General features: G+C 62.0%; 14 protein-coding genes. 7 read left to right on the top strand and 7 right to left on the bottom strand.

Annotation, left to right across the window (positions count from 1 at the left end; translation table 11 throughout):
- Positions 1-165: 165 nt before the first annotated feature.
- The 3 genes from IT350_06675 to IT350_06665 are packed head-to-tail and all read left to right on the top strand — an operon-like array spanning position 166 to position 5,159.
- Entirely contained in the window at positions 166-2,838 is a 2,673-nt protein-coding gene (locus IT350_06675; GenBank protein ID MCC6157721.1) for a response regulator, read from the top strand.
- A gap of 3 nt (positions 2,839-2,841) precedes the next feature.
- A complete protein-coding gene (locus IT350_06670; GenBank protein MCC6157720.1) occupies positions 2,842-4,047 on the top strand; it encodes a response regulator in 1,206 nt (401 codons plus the stop codon).
- Positions 4,047-5,159, top strand: coding sequence for an HD domain-containing protein (locus tag IT350_06665; GenBank protein ID MCC6157719.1), 1,113 nt, complete (start codon positions 4,047-4,049; stop codon positions 5,157-5,159). The genes IT350_06670 and IT350_06665 overlap by 1 nt, the downstream gene beginning before the upstream one ends.
- Before the next feature lie 21 nt (positions 5,160-5,180).
- Here the strand turns inward: IT350_06665 and IT350_06660 are convergent, their stop codons facing one another.
- From IT350_06660 to IT350_06645, 4 genes are read right to left on the bottom strand one after another with little or no spacing between them, the layout of a single operon-like run.
- The gene (locus tag IT350_06660; GenBank protein MCC6157718.1) at positions 5,181-5,720 is read right to left on the bottom strand and encodes a hypothetical protein; all 540 of its coding nucleotides are present in this window, start codon (positions 5,718-5,720) and stop codon (positions 5,181-5,183) included.
- A complete protein-coding gene (gene nusB / locus IT350_06655) occupies positions 5,717-6,337 on the bottom strand; it encodes a transcription antitermination factor NusB (GenBank protein ID MCC6157717.1) in 621 nt (206 codons plus the stop codon). The genes IT350_06660 and nusB overlap by 4 nt, the downstream gene beginning before the upstream one ends.
- 8 nt (positions 6,338-6,345) lie before the next feature.
- Positions 6,346-6,819 carry a 6,7-dimethyl-8-ribityllumazine synthase gene (locus tag IT350_06650; protein MCC6157716.1) on the bottom strand — a complete coding sequence of 158 codons (474 nt, stop codon included), beginning with the start codon at positions 6,817-6,819 and terminating at the stop codon, positions 6,346-6,348.
- Positions 6,820-6,847: 28 nt separating this feature from the next.
- Positions 6,848-8,053 carry a bifunctional 3,4-dihydroxy-2-butanone-4-phosphate synthase/GTP cyclohydrolase II gene (locus IT350_06645; GenBank protein MCC6157715.1) on the bottom strand — a complete coding sequence of 402 codons (1,206 nt, stop codon included), beginning with the start codon at positions 8,051-8,053 and terminating at the stop codon, positions 6,848-6,850.
- Positions 8,054-8,728: 675 nt separating this feature from the next.
- Here IT350_06645 and IT350_06640 point away from each other — a divergent pair.
- Positions 8,729-10,090 (top strand): hypothetical protein, encoded by a 1,362-nt coding sequence (locus tag IT350_06640; GenBank protein ID MCC6157714.1) that lies wholly within the window; start codon positions 8,729-8,731, stop codon positions 10,088-10,090.
- 128 nt (positions 10,091-10,218) lie between these two features.
- On the top strand, positions 10,219-11,985 hold the full coding sequence (locus tag IT350_06635) for an OmpA family protein (GenBank protein MCC6157713.1): 1,767 nt from the start codon (positions 10,219-10,221) through the stop codon (positions 11,983-11,985).
- An 84-nt stretch (positions 11,986-12,069) separates the two neighbouring features.
- Here the strand turns inward: IT350_06635 and metG are convergent, their stop codons facing one another.
- The gene (metG, locus tag IT350_06630; protein ID MCC6157712.1) at positions 12,070-14,268 is read right to left on the bottom strand and encodes a methionine--tRNA ligase; all 2,199 of its coding nucleotides are present in this window, start codon (positions 14,266-14,268) and stop codon (positions 12,070-12,072) included.
- A gap of 550 nt (positions 14,269-14,818) precedes the next feature.
- Here metG and fusA point away from each other — a divergent pair.
- The gene (gene fusA, locus IT350_06625) at positions 14,819-16,897 is read left to right on the top strand and encodes an elongation factor G (protein ID MCC6157711.1); all 2,079 of its coding nucleotides are present in this window, start codon (positions 14,819-14,821) and stop codon (positions 16,895-16,897) included.
- Positions 16,898-16,946: 49 nt separating this feature from the next.
- Here fusA and IT350_06620 read toward each other — a convergent pair whose 3' ends face one another.
- Complete coding sequence (locus IT350_06620) at positions 16,947-18,035, bottom strand: hypothetical protein (protein ID MCC6157710.1); 1,089 nt, start codon at positions 18,033-18,035, stop codon at positions 16,947-16,949.
- A gap of 58 nt (positions 18,036-18,093) precedes the next feature.
- On the bottom strand, positions 18,094-19,026 hold the full coding sequence (locus IT350_06615; GenBank protein MCC6157709.1) for a branched-chain amino acid transaminase: 933 nt from the start codon (positions 19,024-19,026) through the stop codon (positions 18,094-18,096).
- A 189-nt stretch (positions 19,027-19,215) separates the two neighbouring features.
- On the opposite strand from IT350_06615, the gene IT350_06610 reads away from it, so the two are divergent.
- A partial coding sequence (locus IT350_06610; protein MCC6157708.1) for an MBL fold metallo-hydrolase occupies positions 19,216-19,554 on the top strand: 339 nt, incomplete at its 3' end.

Raw genomic sequence — 19,554 nt, 5'->3', positions numbered from 1 at the left:
CGTCGAAGTCGCTTTCACTGGAGTACCGGTGGAGAGTTGCCGAAACCGCCCCGGATCATCATGGGGTGTTGGGCACCTCGGCACGGCATTGCAGACGGGTGTTTGCGACTTTGTGACGAAGGGGGAAATATGGAGTGCACCACGAGTCGTTGGAACTCTCCGTCCGTGACGCCCGAAGCGTGGCTCGATGTCTACGGGCCGTTGCTCGATGGCCTGATCGAATCGTGCGTCGTTGTGAATCCCGAAGGAGTCTGTCTTTACGCGAACGCCCCGGCGCAGTCGGATTGGCTTTTTTCCGGGACATCTCCCGTGGGGCAGGTCGTCATCCATTCCGACGATTCGAACAATTCGGACGTCTTGATGGAGGCGATCCGCGATTGCCTGCAATCGGGAGAGCCGCGCCGATTGATGACGCCCGTCGAGAGACCGGAGGGCAGATCGACCTGGTACCGATTCTCCATCGAAAAGGTCGCGGTCGGCGTCATGATTCTCTCCGCCTCGATTCCTTCCGGACCGGTCGCGAACCTCGGCGAGCCCGTGCCGCCGGTTCCCCGGCAGCCATACTCGGAAGAAGGTGTCCTCCGTCTCGCCGCGCGACTCGAGATGCTGCTCCAAGTGATTCAGGACCTGTCCCACGCGCAGTCACTCGAAGCGATCATCGATGTCGTCCGAATCGCGTCACGCCGTCTCACGGACGCGGACGGCGCGACCTTCGTCCTCCGCGACGGAGACATGTGCCATTACGTGGACGAAAATGCGATCGCCCCGCTCTGGAAGGGACGCCGATTCCCGATGAGCGCGTGTATCAGCGGGTGGGCGATGATTCACAAGAAACCGGCGGTGATCGATGATATCTATCTCGACGAACGGATTCCCCACGACGCATATCGCCCCACATTCGTGAAGAGCCTCGTGATGGTTCCGATTCGCGTGGCCGCTCCGATCGGCGCGATTGGGACCTATTGGGCCAGAACGCGTACCGCCACAGCCGGGGAAGTTCACATTCTCCAGGCTTTGGCCAACTCCACGGCCGTCGCCATGGAAAAGGTTCAGATTCTGAGTGACCTGGAACGGTCCCAGAAACAATATCGGGATCTCGTGGAAAATCTCGACGACGTCGTCTTTTCATCGACCCTTGATGGAATCGTGCACTATATCGGTCCGTCGATCGCCCGGTTCGGATACGAGCGAGGCGAAATTGTCGGTCGGCGAGCCCGGGATTTCGTGCATCCGGACGACCGGACATCGTTCGACGAATCGCTCGTCCGCACGACCGACGGCAAAGCCGATGTTCGGGAGATCCGACTGATCGACAAAAGCGGCGCGGTGAGACACGTGCGCACGTCGCTTCGCGCGGTCAACGAAAGCGGTTTCCCGGTCGGAATCACAGGCATTCTGATCGATCTGACCAAACAGCGACGCATCGAGGAACAGCTTCAGGCCGCGCAGCGCATGGAGTGCGTGGGCCGACTGGCCGGCGGGGTCGCGCACGACTTCAACAACTACCTGTCGGCGATCATGGGATACACCGACATGGCGCTCGACGAGGTTCGCGAAATGAGCGGCGTCGTCGAGCTTCTCAAGGAAGTGTCGCGCGCGGGGCAACGGGCCTCTTCCCTCACGCGCCAGCTTCTGGCCTTCAGCCGCAAGCAGGTGCTGCAGCCCAAAGTCGTGAGTCTCAACGACATCGTTTCGAACATGGAGAAGATGCTGAACCGGCTCGTGCAGGAGGACATCGTCATCAACTGTGCGCTCGCGCCCGAGCTGTGGCCGATCTTCGCGGATCCCGGGCAGGTCGAACAGGTCGTCATGAATCTCGTCGTCAACGCGCGGGATGCCATCACGTCCGCCGGAAGAGTCGCGATCGAGACGTCCAACTTCGTGGTCGACGAAGACTTCGCCGAGCAGCATCCGACGATTCGTCCCGGGGAATTCGCGGTACTCGCCGTTTCGGACAACGGCATCGGCATGGATGAGGAAACCCGAAAGAAGATTTTCGAGCCGTTTTTCACGACGAAAAGCCCCGATCGTGGCACGGGACTTGGACTTTCCACCGTCTACGGAATCGTCGAGCAGAGCGAAGGCAGCATCCACGTATACAGCGAGCCCGGCCGGGGAACGACGTTTCGCGTATTCTTCCCGCGCCGTTCGAGCGTCGTCGGGCCGGTGGCGACCATCGCCGGCGCGGCGGTCAGTCGCGCGCGCGGCGGCGGGGAGACCATTTTGGTCGTCGAGGACGAGGACGCGGTCCGGCGGCTGATCGAACGAATTCTGAGATTCGCCGGGTACTTCGTACGGACGGCGCCCAACGGTGACGAAGCGCTTCTCGAGTTTGAACGGGGCGATTCCGCGATCCATCTCGTGCTGACCGATGTCGTGATGCCGCGCATGGGCGGGCGTGAGCTGGTCGAGCGACTTCGCGGGTCGCATCACGAACTCAAGGTGTTGTTCATGTCGGGTTATACGGGTAACGCCATGGCCAGCCAAGGCGTTCTGGACGAAGGCGTCAACTTCATCGCCAAGCCGCTTCGCCAGCAGGACCTTCTCGCGAAGGTCCGCGAAGTGCTTGACGGCCCCGCCGCCACCGCGAACTCGGACGCCATCGTGCGAAACTCCGCGCCGAGCGTTTCGGCCGCGACCGCGAACGGGCGGGACTGCGTTTCCGCGACAGTCATCGATGGCGTAATCGAAGCAGCGACCACGGGAGACGCCGATCTGCTGCGCCGGCGCATCGGCGAGGAGGTGGCGGCACAAAACCCGGCCTTGGCGAAGGAGTTGGAGTTGCTAGTCGAAACCTACGAATTCGATCGCATCGTTTCCCGTCTCAAGGAGCTTTGAACCATGGACACGCCGTCCACGACCGCCCGGGTGATGATCGTCGACGACGAGCCCGACAACCTGCGTTTGCTCGAAAAAATCCTCAACAAAGCCGGCCATAAGGCGCTCGTGTTTCGCAGCGGAGAGTCCGCGCTCAAGGCAGCCGACATTTCGCCGCCCGACATCGTTTTGCTCGACATCGACATGCCCCTCATGAATGGATTTCAAGCGTGCGCGCGTTTCCGTGCGCAAAAATCCACCTCGCAGACCCCCATTCTTTTCATCAGCGCGCTCACCGAAACCTTTAACAAGGTCAAGGCGTTCGAGGCGGGCGGGCTCGATTACATCGTCAAACCGTTTCAGGCCGAGGAGGTCCTCGCCCGCGTCAACACGCACATCGAGCTTCAGCAGCAACGCAGGCAGACCAGTGAACTGCTTCGCAAGACGCTTGTCGGCGCGATCAAGGCGTTCAACGAACTCGTCGGCGTCTCGTTTCCCGGGGCGCAGCGGCGCACGATCCGCGTTTCGCAGGATTTGCGGAAACTGGCCGAAGCGTTTTCGATGGAAAATCTTCACCAACTCGAACTCGCGGCCATGCTGGCGAATCTGGGGACCATCGTGTCCGTGACGACATCGCCGGTCCCGGCCGGAAAAGCCGTCTCCGAGGGCGGCGACGGGTTGAGTGCGGAGGGGCTCGCGGATGCCGCGCGGGTCATCAGCCATATCCCGCAGCTTGGGGAGATCGCTGCGATCGTCGAGCGGATCGCCGACGGTTCGCCGGCGGACCCCGTCTGGCAGCGATGGCCCAAGGAGGTTCTCGCGGGACAGATTCTGCGCGTCGTAATGGCTTACGAAACGAGGTTGGAGCAGAATTCCAGCGAAGCCGAATCGATCGAGGAATTGCGTCGCGCTCCGGATCGGTACTTCCCGGCCATCGTGAAAGAACTCGCGCGCGTTGAAGGCGTGCGCGACGTCGCCGAGGAGCCCGTTGTCACGGGCGTTCCCGAACCGCCGGCCGAAGTGCGGGATGTGGAGTGGATTTCGCTCGAGGAACTGCGCCCGGGCCTCGTGCTCGCGGACAATCTGATGGGCGACGACGGCGTGAAGATTCTCGCCAGGGGAACGGAACTGACACTCAACCTGTGCCTTCTCATCCGCCGGCGGTTCCCGGTTGCCCCGCAGGGATTTCGGATTCTCGTGAATAGGCCGTCCGCGGCGACGGTTCTGTGATGTCCGAGAAGAAACGCCCGCGCGCCGCCCGGGTTCTGGTGGTCGATGGGGACGCCGACGTCCTGTCGGAATTGACGAATATCCTCGCTGCCGAAGGGCACCGGGTGCAGTCGTTCCGAGATGGGTCGTCCGCGATCCGCGGCGCATGGGACGCGCCGCCCGATCTGGTCATTTGCGGCGTCGCCATGCCGGGGCTTTCGGGTTTTCAGATTTACGACATTTTTCGCGCCGACGAGTCCCTACGGGACATCCCCATTGTGTTTCTCGCCGAAGACGCGCGGATGCGCGCGAAAATCCGCGAGTCCTCGCTGGACGGCGTGGGATTCTTGCCGAAACCCCTGCGCCCCGAAGTCGTTCTGGCGGAAGTCGACATCTATCTGAAGAGCGGGGGTCTGCGCCGTCGAATCAGCAATTACGATCGGTTGCTCGAAGAGTCGGTCGAGGAGCAGGTCAAAAAAGTCAGCGATGCACACATGGCGACCATTGTCGCGCTCGCCAAACTCGCCGAGTGCCGTGACGACGACACCGGGCAGCACATCGAGCGAACGCGCACGTTCTGCCGGTTGCTGGCCGAACAGCTCAGCGCCACGCGTCGATTCGAGAAGGAGATCGACCGCGCGTTCATCGACAACATCTTTTTCGCGGGAGCGCTGCACGACATCGGCAAGGTGGCCATCGCCGACGCGATTCTGCTCAAGCCCGGAAAACTCAACGAAGATGAGTTCGCCGAAATGAAACGTCACACGATTTATGGCGCGAGCACCCTGCAGGAGGTGGATCGGGCGTATCCCGCGAATCCGTTCATCAAAATGGGCATTGCCGTTGCGAAGCACCACCACGAACGTTGGGACGGCACGGGTTATCCCGATCGACTGGCGGGGCGGCGCATTCCGCTGGCCGCGCGCATCATGTCCGTCGCCGATGTGTACGACGCGCTTCGCTCCCGGCGACCGTATAAGGATGCACTTCCGCACGCCACCTGTCGTCGGATGATCGTCGACGGCAGGGAGACGCAGTTCGATCTCTTTGTCGTCGAGGCGTTCCAGCAGGTCGAACAGGAGTTCGCGCGCATCAGCATCGAGATGGGGCCCGGCGACCGGGTTGGGTCGTAAGGGGCGTGCGGGACGCCGCGATCAGTTCCCGAGTTCCTCGCTGAAGCGGTGTTCGTATTTCGCGACGATCGGATTGATGTCCTTGAGCGTGCCGCCCTCGGCGAGAATGGACAGATTGAGCGACTTGAACATCTGGCGATCCACGCGGAAGCGGTCGCCGATCTCCTCGCACAGCTTGGCCGTCGCGGCCACGGCGTCGAATCCGTCGATGATGGAGCCCGGCAGGCTCAGCGCAAACTCGGTGATCTGGAGTCGGAAGAGGGTGTCGGCGATGAGGCGGCACGACGACAAAAAAGACCGGTCGTCGAACTCCATCCTGGACCCGAGACCGATCGCCACCACACGCCGGCACTTCATGCGATGGTTCATCGGAAACAGGATTTTTTCGCCGAGTCCGCCGTCGATGCGTCCGTCGAGGATGAACCGGGACAGCATGCCGCAAAGCCGCCAGTCGGCGAGACCCATGTGGCCCTTGAGAGGGCGCTCATCGTGGAAAAACGACACCACGACGGCGTCGACCTCGACCTGCACGACCTCGGTGTTCGTGGCGCGGATCTTCAAGCGCGATCTCCGTGGCGAACCTTGATCAGGCTTCCCACTCGCATTTTCTTCTGGTTTCCGGCTTTGACAATGGCTTCGCGGCGCTCGCGCTGGCGCCTCGTCCGATCGTCCTCGATCTCGGCGACGTCCGGCGCGATCTCGGGGACGATCTCCGACGGTTTCGGACCGTTGGCGGCCGGCGAGTGACGCACTTCAAGCGTGGCGACGTCGATTTTCTCGGAGTCCTTGGCGATGTGATCGAGGATGCCGTTCACGAACGCGCCCGAGTCCTCGGAACCGAATTTCTTTCCGATCTCCACCGCTTCGTTGATGGTGACGCTGTGAGGGATCCCCGCGATCGAGATCAACTCGCAGACGGCCATTCGCAGGATGTTGCGATCCACGGCGGTCATGCGGTCGATGGTCCAGTGTTCGGAAAAGTGCGTGATGAGGCGGTCGATCTTTTCCTGATCCCGCAGCACGCCGGTGACGATTTCCTCGGCGAACGCGCGCACTTCGTCGGGGGCCGTGAGCGACTCCCAGAACAGCGAACGGACAAGCGTGGGGTCGTTGCCCGATACGTCGATCGCGTAGAGGATCTGCAGCGCGAATTCGCGGGATTTGTGCCGGTTGCCCATAAAGCTCGCTAAACCGCCTGGAGAGACTTGTAGAGGTTGACGAGTTCGATCGCCGCGGTGGCGGCTTCGAAGCCCTTGTTGCCGGCCTTCGCTCCGGCACGTTCGATCGCCTGCTCGATCGTATCGCAGGTGAGGACCCCGAAGGAAATCGGAATCGGCGCCCCGAGCGCGACCGACGCGACGCCCTTGCTCACCTCATTGGCGACGTAATCGAAATGCGGCGTACCGCCGCGAATCACGGCGCCGAGCGTGATGACGGCGTCGTACTTTGCCGACGTGACGACGCGACCGAGCGCCGCGGGGATTTCGTAAGCCCCGGGCACCCAGATGAGCGTCACGTCCTCGTCGCGCCCGCCGTGCCGGACGATGGCGTCGATCGCCCCGTCCACGAGCTTGGTCGTGATGAAACTGTTGAAACGACCGGCGACCAGCGCGAACCGGCACCCCGCCGCGGACAACACGCCTTCGATGACTTTCGGCACGACTTCCCCCTCATCGCTCCGCACGAGGTCAGACCTTGTGCAGAATGTGACCCATCTTCTGCGCCTTCACCGTGAGATATTCCCGATTCGATTCGGTCGGCTCCACCTCGATGGGGACTCTCTCGACAATCTCGATTGCGTAGCCCTGCAATCCGACGATCTTGCGCGGATTGTTCGTCATCAGCTTCATCCGACGCACGCCGAGCGAAGACAGAATCTGCGCGCCGACGCCGTAATCACGCAAGTCCGGCGCGAAGCCGAGACGTTCATTGGCCTCGACGGTGTCGAAACCCTGCTCCTGCAGCGCGTAGGCTTTGATCTTGGCGGTCAGGCCGATACCGCGGCCTTCCTGATTCATGTAGAGCAGCACGCCGCGCTTTTCGCGGTCGATGCGTTCCATCGCGGCGTGGAGCTGCGGTCCGCAGTCGCATCGGCGGCTCGAGAACACATCGCCGGTCAGGCAGCTCGAATGCACGCGAACGAGAATCGGTTCGCTCCCGTCCCCAATGTCGCCCTTGACCAGGGCGACGTGCTCCAGACCATCCACGTCGCTTTGAAACACGATCGACTTGAAGGTGCCAAATTCCGTCGGAAGATTGGCCTCGGCGACCCTGCGAACCAGGATTTCGCGCTCCATCCGGTAGTGGATGAGATCCTGAATGCACGCGATGGGCAGGTCGTGCTCCTTCGCGAGGATCTCCAGATCGGGCAGCCGGGCCATCGTGCCGTCATCGTTCATGACTTCGCAGATCACGCCGGCCGGCCTGAGCCCCGCGAGGCGCGCAAGATCGACCGAACCCTCGGTCTGGCCCGCGCGCACGATGACGCCGCCGCGCTTGGCGCGTAAAGGGAAAATATGGCCCGGGCGAACGAGGTCGTGCGGGCGCGATTCGTCGGCGACCGCGACCGCGATCGTGCGAGCCCGGTCGTGCGCGGAAATCCCGGTGGTCACGCCGGTGCGGGCCTCGACGCTGACCGTAAAATTGGTGCCGAAACGACTGGAGTTCGAGGTGACCATCGGCGGGAGTTGAAGCTCATCCGCCCGGTCCTCGGTGATGGCGAGGCAAACGAGGCCCCGGCCGATTTTCGTCATGAAATTGATGGCTTCGGGGGTGACTTTTTCGGCGGCGATGCACAGATCCCCCTCGTTTTCCCGATCCTCGTCGTCCACGAGGATGATCATTCGGCCCTGGCGGAGGGTGTCCAGAGCTTCGGGGATCGTGCAAAACGGCATTTCAATGGGTCCTTTCCAAGGTCCGGCGGCGGCCGACGGGGCTCTATTTAGCACCGAGACCCCTCCCATAGCAAGGGAAAACACGGCATTCCGCGATGAGCGGCCATTCACTGCTCGGGTGGGAGAGGAATCAAAACCTCCGACCGACCCCGAAAGTCGGCTCGACAATCTCCTTCTTAGGAACTGTCAGTTTGCACTTCGACCGTGAGAACATATGACGTAGATCATATAAATGCTTCGATGGCCGCACTCGCGGGCATACGCGACCGTCCGGCGCGGCGATGCGGTGCGGCAAAGCGCGCATAACCGAATGAAAGAAATTTACGCAATAAAAACAACAGGTTGAAGCCTCCGATCGAGCGGGGCAGCGGAATTTCCATTGACAACGGTACTAAAAACGCGTTAAAGGAAACCAATCGTTTTTGTGGGTTTCGTGTCGTGCGGGTGGCGCGCCACGGGAAACGTATGCAGGTTCGCGAAGGGATAAGCGGTGCCCGTCGGTCTGCGCGGGGTCGCCGAAGTCACTCGCTGTGCGTTGGTTGAACGTGCCGGAGACGCGGTGAACCGTCTCGGGTTGGCACTTCGAGGACGGATACACGCACTTCGGCGGCGCGGCTCACCGCCGGGGTTCGAATGACAACCGATTTCCATCGGGCCGGGAGCAAGGGACAACACATGAAGATTCGAAAACGGTTGCTGCTGTTCGCAATGCTCGGATTTCTGGCGCTCGCCCAGACCGCGCAGGCCCGTGTCATCCTGTGGGAGGATTTTTCCACCACATCCAACGGTACCCTGCCGATCGGTTGGAGCGTCGTGGACAACATCGGCGACAATCCGCGTTGGACGACTGACAACTACTGCCTGTGGGAGTCGAACGGCGAGGATTGGGACCTGATCGCGTATCCATTCGCCGCAGCGGACAATGTGTGCAGCCCCCGATACTATCCGGAATCGGATACCGACCTCATCAGCAACGAGATCGACCTGTCACTGTTCACGGATGTGGAAATCACGTTCGACGCCGACTGCGCTCGGTATGTCCCCGACGTGGCGGCGATTCTCGATCCCGACATTTCGTTCGAGCTTTACGACGGAACGAACTGGACGGCCGTTTCAGGATTCGATCCCGTGGACACCATTTGGGGCAACGACGCGTCGTATCCCTTCGACATCTCGACGCTCGCCGACGGCAACGGCGACTTCGCAATTCGCTGGCGCTTCGCCGCGCTGGAGACGGAGGATGACGTGCAGTACGGCTGGTGCGCCGTCGACAACATCCTCATCGAAGGCGAGTGCCCCGACACGACGACCGAGACGCTGATGGTCGACGACGGGACTAACGAAACGATGACGATGCTTTACGGCTACGACAGCATCGACGTCACCTGCATCGAGCCGACGGTCTATCCATCTTACCTGACGGAGATTTCCGCATTCTTCGTCGATCCGCCGAATGTGGCCGCGGGAACGACTCCCGTGAAATTCGCCGTTTTCCGCGGTACCCTCGTAGACGGCCCGGAAGCGAAGCCCATCTGGGTCGGCGACGAATTCACTCCATCGCCGGGAACTTCCGGCGCCTGGAGCATTGAAGACATATCCGATGAAGAAGAACTCGAGGCTCCATTGACCGCCGGCGCGTGGTGCCTGGGCGTATTGGCGCCGGACGAGTTCGGCAACCAGGCCGTCGGAGTCGACGCGTCCGACTCGGGCAACTCGTGGAAGGGCAGTTGGGACGAAGACCTTTGGTATTGGTCGGATTATGCGGAATACCCGATCGACGGAAACGCGATGATCCGCGGCGAGGCGGAGTACTGCGTCGAAGCGACGACGACCACGACAACGACCACGACGACGGTGCCCACGAGCACGACGACGACCACTCAGCCCCCGGCCGATGACGATACGGACGACGACATGGACGATGACATGGGTGACGACGACGCGGATGACGACGATGACGACGACGGCGCCGCGACCGTTTCGCCGCCGGAAGAGGACGGGCTCGGCGGCGGCTCTTTCGACTTCGGTTGCAATTGAAATAACGAGGGTCGCGACAAGGCCGGCCATGCCGGACCTCCCGATCCAGCGCACTCAACTCCCGCCGCTTCGGCGGCGGGCGGGCGGATTCGAATAAACCGTTACGTCTTCCCACGAAGGGGGCTTCGATGCGTCGGTATACGAGGGTGTGGATCCTGATTTTGGCGGCGCTGCTCGTTCCGACGGCGGCTCTCGCCGTCGATGAAGCGCTCGATGCGCAGATGTTCCGCCCCAGCATTTTCAACGGCCATTTCCTGGCGATCGAGGACGCGCAGACGCTCGACGCCATGTGCTGGGGCTTCGGGCTCTATTTCAACTTCACCGACAGCCTGGTCGAGCTCAAGGACCAGGATAACGAAGAGTTCAAGTCCGGTGTTCTCGAACAGGCGTTGAGCGCGAACCTCACGCTCGCGTTCTCTCCCTGGTCGTGGCTCAGCCTCGGCGTCGATGTGCCTTATCACGTTCAGGCGCGCGGCAAGTCAATCGACGATATCGAGGACCTCGGCGTGCAGGGCACGGAGCAGGAGAACATCTCCGCGCTGGGCGACATCAAGGGCGAAATCAAACTCGGTATTCTGAATGAGGAGAAAAACGGCGTGCTGGGCCTCGCGCTCGCGGGCTTCGGCACATTCCCAACCGGAGATCCCGACCACTTCCTCGGCGAGGGAGGCACCAACTTCGGCGGAAAGCTCGCCATCGAGAAGGATCTGGGGATCTTCAACATCGCGGGCAACGGGGGTTATCTCGTACGTCCGGAAAAGACGATCCTCGGCACCGACGTCGGCAACGCCTACCTGTTCGGCGCGGGCGTTTCGCGCGATTGGAAAAGCGGCCTCGGCTTCTCGCTCGAATACTGGGGACAACAGTACAAGTCCTCGTCGAATCTTCAGCTTCAGGCGAACCCGATGGAGCTGACCGCCACCCTTCGATACAAGTTCGGCGGCGGGCCGCGCATCATCGGCGGCGGCGGCGGCGGCATGGGCGGCGGCGTCGGTTCTCCGACCTATCGCCTGATCGCGGGTTTCGACTACTACCCCGAATGCGAAGGCCCGACCGAGGGCAAGCTGAAGGTGTGCGTCGAAGATCCCGAGGGCAACGCGATCAACAACGCCGACCTCGCCGTCGAGGGTGCGAAGCCGTTCAAGGTCAACACCGGCGGCGAAAACTGCTACGACGCCATGGTGACGCCCGGCGCGTACGACATCACGGCTTCGAAAGACGGCTACAAGGACGGCAGCAAGAGCCTGAGCGTCTCGCTCGGCAAGACCACGAGCGTGGTTGTCGTTCTGACACCGGTCGATTCCACGACGCTGACCATCAAGGTGCGCATGAAGGGCACGAGCGATCCGGTCCCCGGCATCTTCGTCACCCTGACCGACGCCGCGGGCAAGGACACCAAGCACCTCACGGACGACAAGGGTGTCTGGGACGTCGGCGCCTACAGCGCGCAGTCCATCAAGGTGAGCACGGGCGGCGGCAAGGAGTGGGCCGAGGCCGCGCAGTCCTACTCCGTCGTCAAGAACACGGCGAACGTCGTCGTTCTCGACGTGCAGAAGAAGATCGTGCCGATCGGCAAGGTTCACTTCGCGTACGATTCCGACGTGATCCTGTCCAAGTCGTTCCCGGTGCTCGAAAATGTCTACGACGTGGTCAAGGCCGACGCGAACATCAAGAAGCTGACGATCGAAGGCCACGCCTCCTCCGAAGGCACCGACGCGCACAACCTGGATCTGTCCAAGCGCCGCGCGGCCTCCGTGCGCAAGTGGCTCATCGAAAAGGGCCTCGATCCCAACATGCTCGTGTCCGTGGGATACGGCGAGACCAAGCCGATCGCGCCCAACGACACCGAGGTCGGCCGCGAAGAGAACCGCCGCGTCGAGTTCATCATCAACTGACGCGAGCGCACATCCCGAAACGACGAATCCCCGGCCTCGGCCGGGGATTCTTTTTGGTATCGGAAATGAAATGAACGCGCGGGATCAGCTCACGGTCGCGCCGGGCTCCGTCGCCGCGGTGAGCAGCGTCAGCCGGTCGCCGATCCGCGCGGCGAGCAGCATGCCGTTCGATTCGACTCCCATCAGCATTGCCGGCTGGAGGTTGGCGACCACGACGATTTCCCGGCCGACGAGATCCTCCGGCTTGAAGTGCTGCGCGATGCCCGCGACGATCTGTCGCTTTTCGAAACCCAGGTCGATCTGAAGCTTCACGAGCTTCTTGCTCTTGGGCACCGCTTCGGCGGCGATGATTCGCGCCGCGCGCAGATCGAGCTTGGCGAAATCCTCGTATTCCACGAGATCCTTGAGCGGCGCGTACTCCACCGCGGGCGTGGCGGGTTTGGGCGCGGCGGCCTGGGCCCAGCTCTTGAGGCGCGCCACCTCGGCCTCGATCTGCGCCGGTTCGATCTTCGCGAACAGGATCTCGGGTGCGCCGAGTTTTGCTTCGGTTTCGAAGGGCTGTGTCGCCCCCGCGAACCAGTCGCGCTCCTCGACGCAGCCCTCGCGACCGAGCATCATCCACAGTTTTTGCGCGGTTTCGGGCATGAACGGAAATGCGGTCACCGCGAGCGTTTGCAACGAACGCAGGCACACGTGCAGCGTCCGCGCGCACACCGCGCGATCTTCCTTCACCGTCTTCCACGGCGCTTTGTAGTCGAAGTACTTGTTCGTCTCGCGGGCAAGGTCGATCCATTCATAGAGCGCGCGCCGGAACTCGAAACGGTCGAGCTCCTCGGCGATCCGGCCGGGCAGCGCCGCCGCTCGGTCGAGAAGAGCCTGGTCCTCCGCGTCGGGCGTGCCGAGTTCGGGCACCGCGAGGTCGAAGTACTTCTCGATGAATTTGAGCACGCGCTGGGCGAGGTTGCCGAAGATGTCGGCGAGTTCGGAGTTGTTGCGCAACCCGAAATCGTGCCACGTGAATTCGCTGTCCTTCGTCTGCGGCATGTTGGCGCACAGCGTGTAGCGCAGCGCATCCACCGAGTACTTCGAAAAGAAATCGTCGAGGTCGATGTACCAGCCTTCGCTCTTGGAAAACTGCCGGCCTTCGAGGTTGTAGAATTCGTTGGCGGGCACGTTTTCGGGCAGCACGATCTGCTCGGACCGCACCTCGTTTTTCGCCATGATCATCGCGGGGAACACGATGCAGTGGAAAGGGATGTTGTCCTTGCCGATGAAGTGGACGAGGCGCGTGTCGGGCGCGTGCCAGTAGCGTTTCCATCGTTCCGGTTCACCGATACGCGCCGCCCACTCGATCGTGCTCGAGATGTAACCGATCGGCGCATCGAACCACACGTAGAGCACCTTGCCGTCGGCGCCCTCCGCCGGCACGGGAATGCCCCACTCGATGTCGCGCGTCATGGAACGCGGTTGCAGGCCCTGGTCGAGCCACGCCCGCACGAAGTTCATGACGTTGTCTTTCCAGTGCGGCTTGTCCGCGAGCCACGCCTCGATCTTGGGTTGGAGCTTGTCGAGCAGGAAATACCAGTTCGTCGTTTCGCGGACGACCGGGGTGCTGCCGCAGACCTTGCAGGCCGGATTCAGCAGTTCCTGCGGATCGAGCCACTTGCCGCACCCGCCGCACTCGTCGCCGCGCGCGCCCACGAATCCGCAGTGCGGGCACGCACCGGTCACGTAACGGTCGGCGAGGAACATCCGGTCGTTTTCGCAGTAGAGCTGGCGGTCGTTTCGCGTCTCCATGTACCCCGCGCGGACCGCGTCGGCGAAAAACTCCTGCGAGACGCCGTAGTGCAGGGGCCGACTCGTCTGCGAGAAGTTGTCGAATCGGATGTTGATGCGCTCGAAAATGTCGACAATCAACTGGTGGTTGATGCGCACATGCTCCGCGGGCGAGCGACCTTCCTTCTGCGCGCTGATCGTGATCGCGACGCCGTGATCGTCGCTGCCGCAGATATAGACGATGTCCGCGCCGCACATTCGCTTGTGACGCACGAAGATGTCCGCCGGCAGATAGGCGCCCGCGATGTGGCCGAAATGGATCGGCCCGTTGGCGTAGGGCAGGGCGCTCGTCACCAGAATTTTCTCGGTCTTCGCGCTCACCGGATTCTCCCGTCGTGGGTCTGGGTGAAAACGGTGCGTATCATAGCGGAATGCCCCGACCTGAAAAGGGACGCTCGTTCGATTCCTCGCGGAACTGTCCGTAGCGTTGGTAGAAGTCCTGTTCATAAGCGTTCGTAGATGTCCGGTGTGTTGACGACCGGCGAAGCCGGTCGTTTGGGAAACCGGGAGTATCCCTTGGGGTTGTTTCCGACGCCTCAAGGGCGTCGGAATCCTTTTTGCGGCGGTATTGTCCCCGGCGCGTAGCCTTCTGGGCCAGGCCGTGTTGTTGAAGCACGATCAGCGTCCATGTGCAGCCCGACTTCAGACCGTGCTCCCGAACCGCGAACTCGTGAAAATGGCGAACCGAAAAATCCGGATACACCTCCCGCTTCAGACGGCCAACCTCCATCTCCGTCTGAATTCACTCGCGTTTCGCCATCGCTTGGGCCTCGCGGGCCAGGGTGCTGTGGTGTTGTATCCCACACCTCTAAACCACCCCGCCGGAAAACCGGACATCGACTCCCGCTGATGCCCCGGACATCTTCCCCGCTTCGTACACGGGTGTCGCCGCCCTTGTACGACCAATCCCTTTGTGCTAAAGAGCGCGCGCCCCAGGGCCGGAAGGTTGTGGGGCTTGTTCCATTTTATCGCTGTTCGACCGGATGCGGAGAGGACAATGAGTTTGACGACCAGGCGAAATATCGGGATCGCGGCCCATATCGACGCGGGCAAAACGACGGTCACCGAGCGCGTTTTGTTTTACACGGGCGTGACACGCGCCCTGGGCGAGGTCCACGACGGCACCGCCACGATGGACTTCATGAAGCAGGAGCAGGAGCGCGGCATCACGATCGCCTCCGCCGCGATTTCGACCAAGTGGGACGGTCACGACATCAACATCATCGACACGCCCGGCCACGTCGATTTCACGATCGAGGTCGAACGTTCGATGCGGGTGCTTGACGGCATCTGCGCGGTTTTCTGCGCGGTGGGCGGTGTCGAGCCGCAGAGCGAGACCGTGTGGGGTCAGGCCGACCGCTACCACGTTCCCCGCATCGCGTTCGTCACCAAGATGGACCGCGCCGGCGCGGACTTCTTCGACGTCGTGAACCAGATGAACGAGCGACTCGACGCCAATGCGGTCGCGTATCAGATTCCGATTGGCGCAGAGGAAGGCTTCGCCGGGACAATCGATCTCGTCAGCGGCAAAGCGTGGATCTTCCGTGATCTCGAGGGCGAGGTGGCCGAGGTTCCCGAGGATCTCAAAGCGCTCGTCGAAGAGAAGCGAGGCGTTCTGCTCGAAAAACTCGCCGAGTACGACGACGAAATCGCCGAACTGTACCTCGACGAAAAAGAGGTCCCCGTCGAACTCATCAACCGCATCACCCGCAGGTGCGTGCTGCGTTCGCAGGTGACTCCCGTCTTTTGCGGGGCCGCGTATCAGAACAAGGGCGTGCAGAAACTCCTCGACGCCGTGTGCGCGTATCTGCCTTCGCCGCTCGATCCTCCGGCGATCACCGGCGTCGACATCGACGATCCCGAGAAGACGCACACGCGCCACCCCATTTCGAAAGACCCCTTCTGCGCACTGGCATTCAAGATCATTCACGATCCCTACGTCGGCCAGCAGACCTTCGTGCGCACGTATTCGGGCGTGCTCAAGGCAGGGCAGACGCTGCTCAACGCCACGAACGGCACCAAGGAGCGCGTCGCGCGCATCATGCGCATCCACGCCAAAGATCGTCAGGAGATCCCCGAGGTCGGCCCGGGCGACATCGTTGCGCTCATCGGAATGAAGGACACCCACACCGGCCACACGCTGTGCGATACGGTTTCGCCGCTGCTTTTGGAAACGGTGACGATTCCCGAAACGGTCATCAGCGTGAAGGTCTCGACCGAGACGCCGAAGGAACTGGAGAAGCTCCATCAGTCGCTGCGCAAGATGTCGCTGGAAGATCCTTCGTTTCGCGTGCGCGTCATGGACCGCACGAGCGAGACGGTCATCTCGGGCATGGGCGAGTTGCACCTCGAAATCATCGTCGACCGCCTGAAGACCGACTTCAAAGTCAGTGCCGTCGTCGGGGCGCCGTCGGTCGAATACCGCGAGACCATCACGACCGAGTGCGAGCACGCGTACAAACACGTGAAGCAGTCGGGCGGCAAGGGCCAGTACGCACACACGGTCATGCGCGTCGAGCCGAACCCGGGCGGCGGCTTCGAATTCGTCAATCACATCGTCGGCGGCGCGATTCCGTCCGAGTTCATTCCCGCGTGCAGGACCGGAGTGGAAGACGCGATCAACAACGGCATCATGGCGGATTATCCCGTCGTCGATGTCCGCGTCGTCCTGACGTACGGCAGCTTCCACGCGGTGGACAGCTCCGAAATGGCGTTCCGCACCTGCGCGTCGATCTGCTTCAAGGAAGCATTCATGAAGGCGCGGCCGACGCTGATGGAGCCCGTCATGTCCGTGGAAATCGCGACGCCGGACGACTACATCGGCGACGTCGTGGGCGATCTGAACCGGCGGCGCGGCAAGGTCCATAACATGCGCCGATTCCGCAAGGGCGCGCAGAAGATTTCGGCCGAAGTCCCATTGATGGAGATGTTCGGCTACGCGACGACGCTGCGTTCGGTGTCGTCGGGTCGCGCGAACTACTCGATGGAACTTGATCGGTACGACGCGCTGCCCGCGCACATGCAGACGAAGGTGCTGGATGAGGCGCACAAGCGCATGAAGGCCGAAGGCCGCTGATCCGAACGAGATCGACGAAGAACGCCGGTCCCGGGTGGCCGGCGTTTTTCTATTGTGCCGCGAGCGCGCGACGCCAGTGCAGCATGTTGTCGAGGAACAGGAAGTTGCAGCCGGTGCACACGTAGCCGGCCTTGCCGACGCCTTCCGTCCAGTGGTGTTCCAGCAGTCCCTCGCCCAGGAGATCCCGCTTCATCCACCCGAGGCTGTCGAGAATCGCGTCGCGATGGACGGTCTCGCCCGTGAGTTCGAAGAGCGCGATCAGCCCGCGCTGCGCCATCAAATTTTTCGAAAAATGCTTCACGTTGTCGCCCGGCTCGTTCCAGAAGGCGCCCCGGTCGCCGTCGTGCAGTTCGGCCATCATGGCGTCGAAGTGGTCGCGCGCTTTTTGCTCCATTGCGGCGTCATCGGCGAGTCGCGCGTACTGGGCCGTCGCCGCGAGCATCACGCCGTTCGACATGAGGTAGCCGTCGTCGAAGAGCCCCTTTCCCACGTCGTACTGCTCCGCGTACGCCCAGTCGATCAATTCCTTCGCCCAGTCGAGCGCCTGTTGCCGCTCGTCGGCCCGCTTGTATCGCGCGACCTCGTTGTCGATGTGCGCCATGAATCCGACGATCGTCGAGGCGGGCCAGTACTCGTCGGCCATGGCCTCGGCGACGGGAATCGCGATCAGGTTCACGATCGGCGGCAGCAGCCGCGCGTAGAGATCGAACGCGGGATCGACGTCGAAGCGATAACCCCACCACAGCGCCAGCGCACCCATTGCCGCTTCCTGGAGCGCGTCGACGTCGCCGCCGAAACCCGCGTCCAGCAGTTCGAGTTCCCACAGGCAGGTCTGCTCGCCCATCGCCACCAAATCTGCGTCCCCGCTCTCGTATCCCCAAGCGAGCAAGGCTTCGGGCGCGAAGGTCGTCGCGTCGTCCATCATGTCCCCGTCCCAGTTGCCGTCGGGGCTCCAATAATCCGAGACGAGCGTGTCGAGGACGAGGTTGAACAGTTCCCAGTACGGAATGTCGGGATCGGATGGGATGATTCCGTACCGGGGCTGGGCCTGATGATCCGCCCCGGCCGATCGCGGAGCGGCTCCGCCAAACGCCGTCACGAACCCAACGACCAAGACCGCGAGAATAACCGCGCGCATCACGCACCTCGCATGGCTTTGGTGCATGATACCACGTTTGGCGACGATGTAACCGTCTTTATACGAACGTGTGCCAGCCGTGCGTGTCGGGCAGGTCGCCCTGGATGTTGGCGAAGAATCGCTCCTGAATGGCCTTCGTGATCGGACCGCGCTTGCCCGTGCCGATCGGGATCTTATCGACGCTCGCGATGGGGGTGATCTCGGCCGCGGTGCCGGTGAAAAACACCTCGTCGGCGATGTAGACCATCTCGCGCGGGATCATGCCCTCGACGACCTCGTAACCGAGTTCCTTGAGGATGATGATGACGCTGTCGCGCGTGATGCCCGGCAGCACCGAGTTCCCCAACGGGGGCGTGAGAACACGGCCCTGACGCACGACGAAGATGTTCTCGCCCGATCCTTCGCTGACGTAGCCGTTGGTGTCGAGCGCGATGCCCTCGGCGTAGCCGTTGAGTACCGCTTCCATCTTGATGAGTTGGCTATTCGCGTAGTTCGCGCCGCACTTCGCCATCGCGGGCATCGTGTTGGGAGCGAATCGATTCCACGTCGCGAACATCACGTTGACGCCTTTTTCCAGCGCGTCCGGGCCGAGATAAGCGCCCCATTCCCATGCGCAGATGAAGGTCTCGACCGAGTTCTGAAGGCCATTCACGCCAAAGGGCCCCGTGCCCCGAAAGACGATCGGGCGCAGGTAGCAGGACTTGAAGCCGTTGACGCGCACAGTCTCGATCATCGCGTTTTTCAGGTCGTCGAGCGCGAAAGGAATCTCGATGCGGTACATCTTCGCGGAATCGTAGAGCCGCCGGACGTGCTCGGGGAGTCGAAAGACCGACGAGCCCTTTTTCGTCTCGTAGCAGCGGATGCCCTCGAACACGCTCGACCCGTAGTGCAGGGCGTGCGACATCACGTGGACGGTCGAATCCTTCCAGTCGATGAACTGGCCGTTTTTCCAGACCTTGGTGCTGCCGGGAATATCCGAAAATGCCGTCATGATCCCCTCCGAAACGCAGGGCGCACAAGAAAAAGCAAAGCGCAACGCGCACGAGGAACTTATGGGAATCGGCCGACAAAATCAAGAAAACGCGACTCGAAGGGATCGGGGTTGCCCTTTAAAAACGCAGTTCGACGTGCGACAAGAGCGGCGCAACCGCCCATGGCGGATTTGGATTCGGGATTTGAAATGCTGGATGTTCTGGTTCCCCTGGGCGATGCGATTTTCCTGATTGTCGGGCCGTTTCACGGCAAATTCCCGGACGCCTTCAGTTTTCTCATCGACACCGATCCCGTCACGATCGTGGATACCGGATTTTCCCCCGAGGTCGCGACGTGGCTTCGCGACACCTACCGGCCCGCGCGCGTCATCAACACGCACTCCCACATCGATCACTGCCGCCAGAACGTCATTTTCGAGGGGTGCGAAATCTGGGTGCCCGAGATGACCGCCGACACCTTCGGCGTCGTCGATCTGCTCGCGCCGCGCTTTTGCGACGAGCCGCTCGCGGCAGACAACTGGTCGCGC

It is taken from the genome of Deltaproteobacteria bacterium, assembly GCA_020845895.1.
GTDB lineage: Bacteria > Lernaellota > Lernaellaia > JACKCT01 > JACKCT01 > JADLEX01.
Note: the sequence above shows the minus strand (reverse complement) of the source record. Positions and strands in the feature narration are given on the sequence as shown.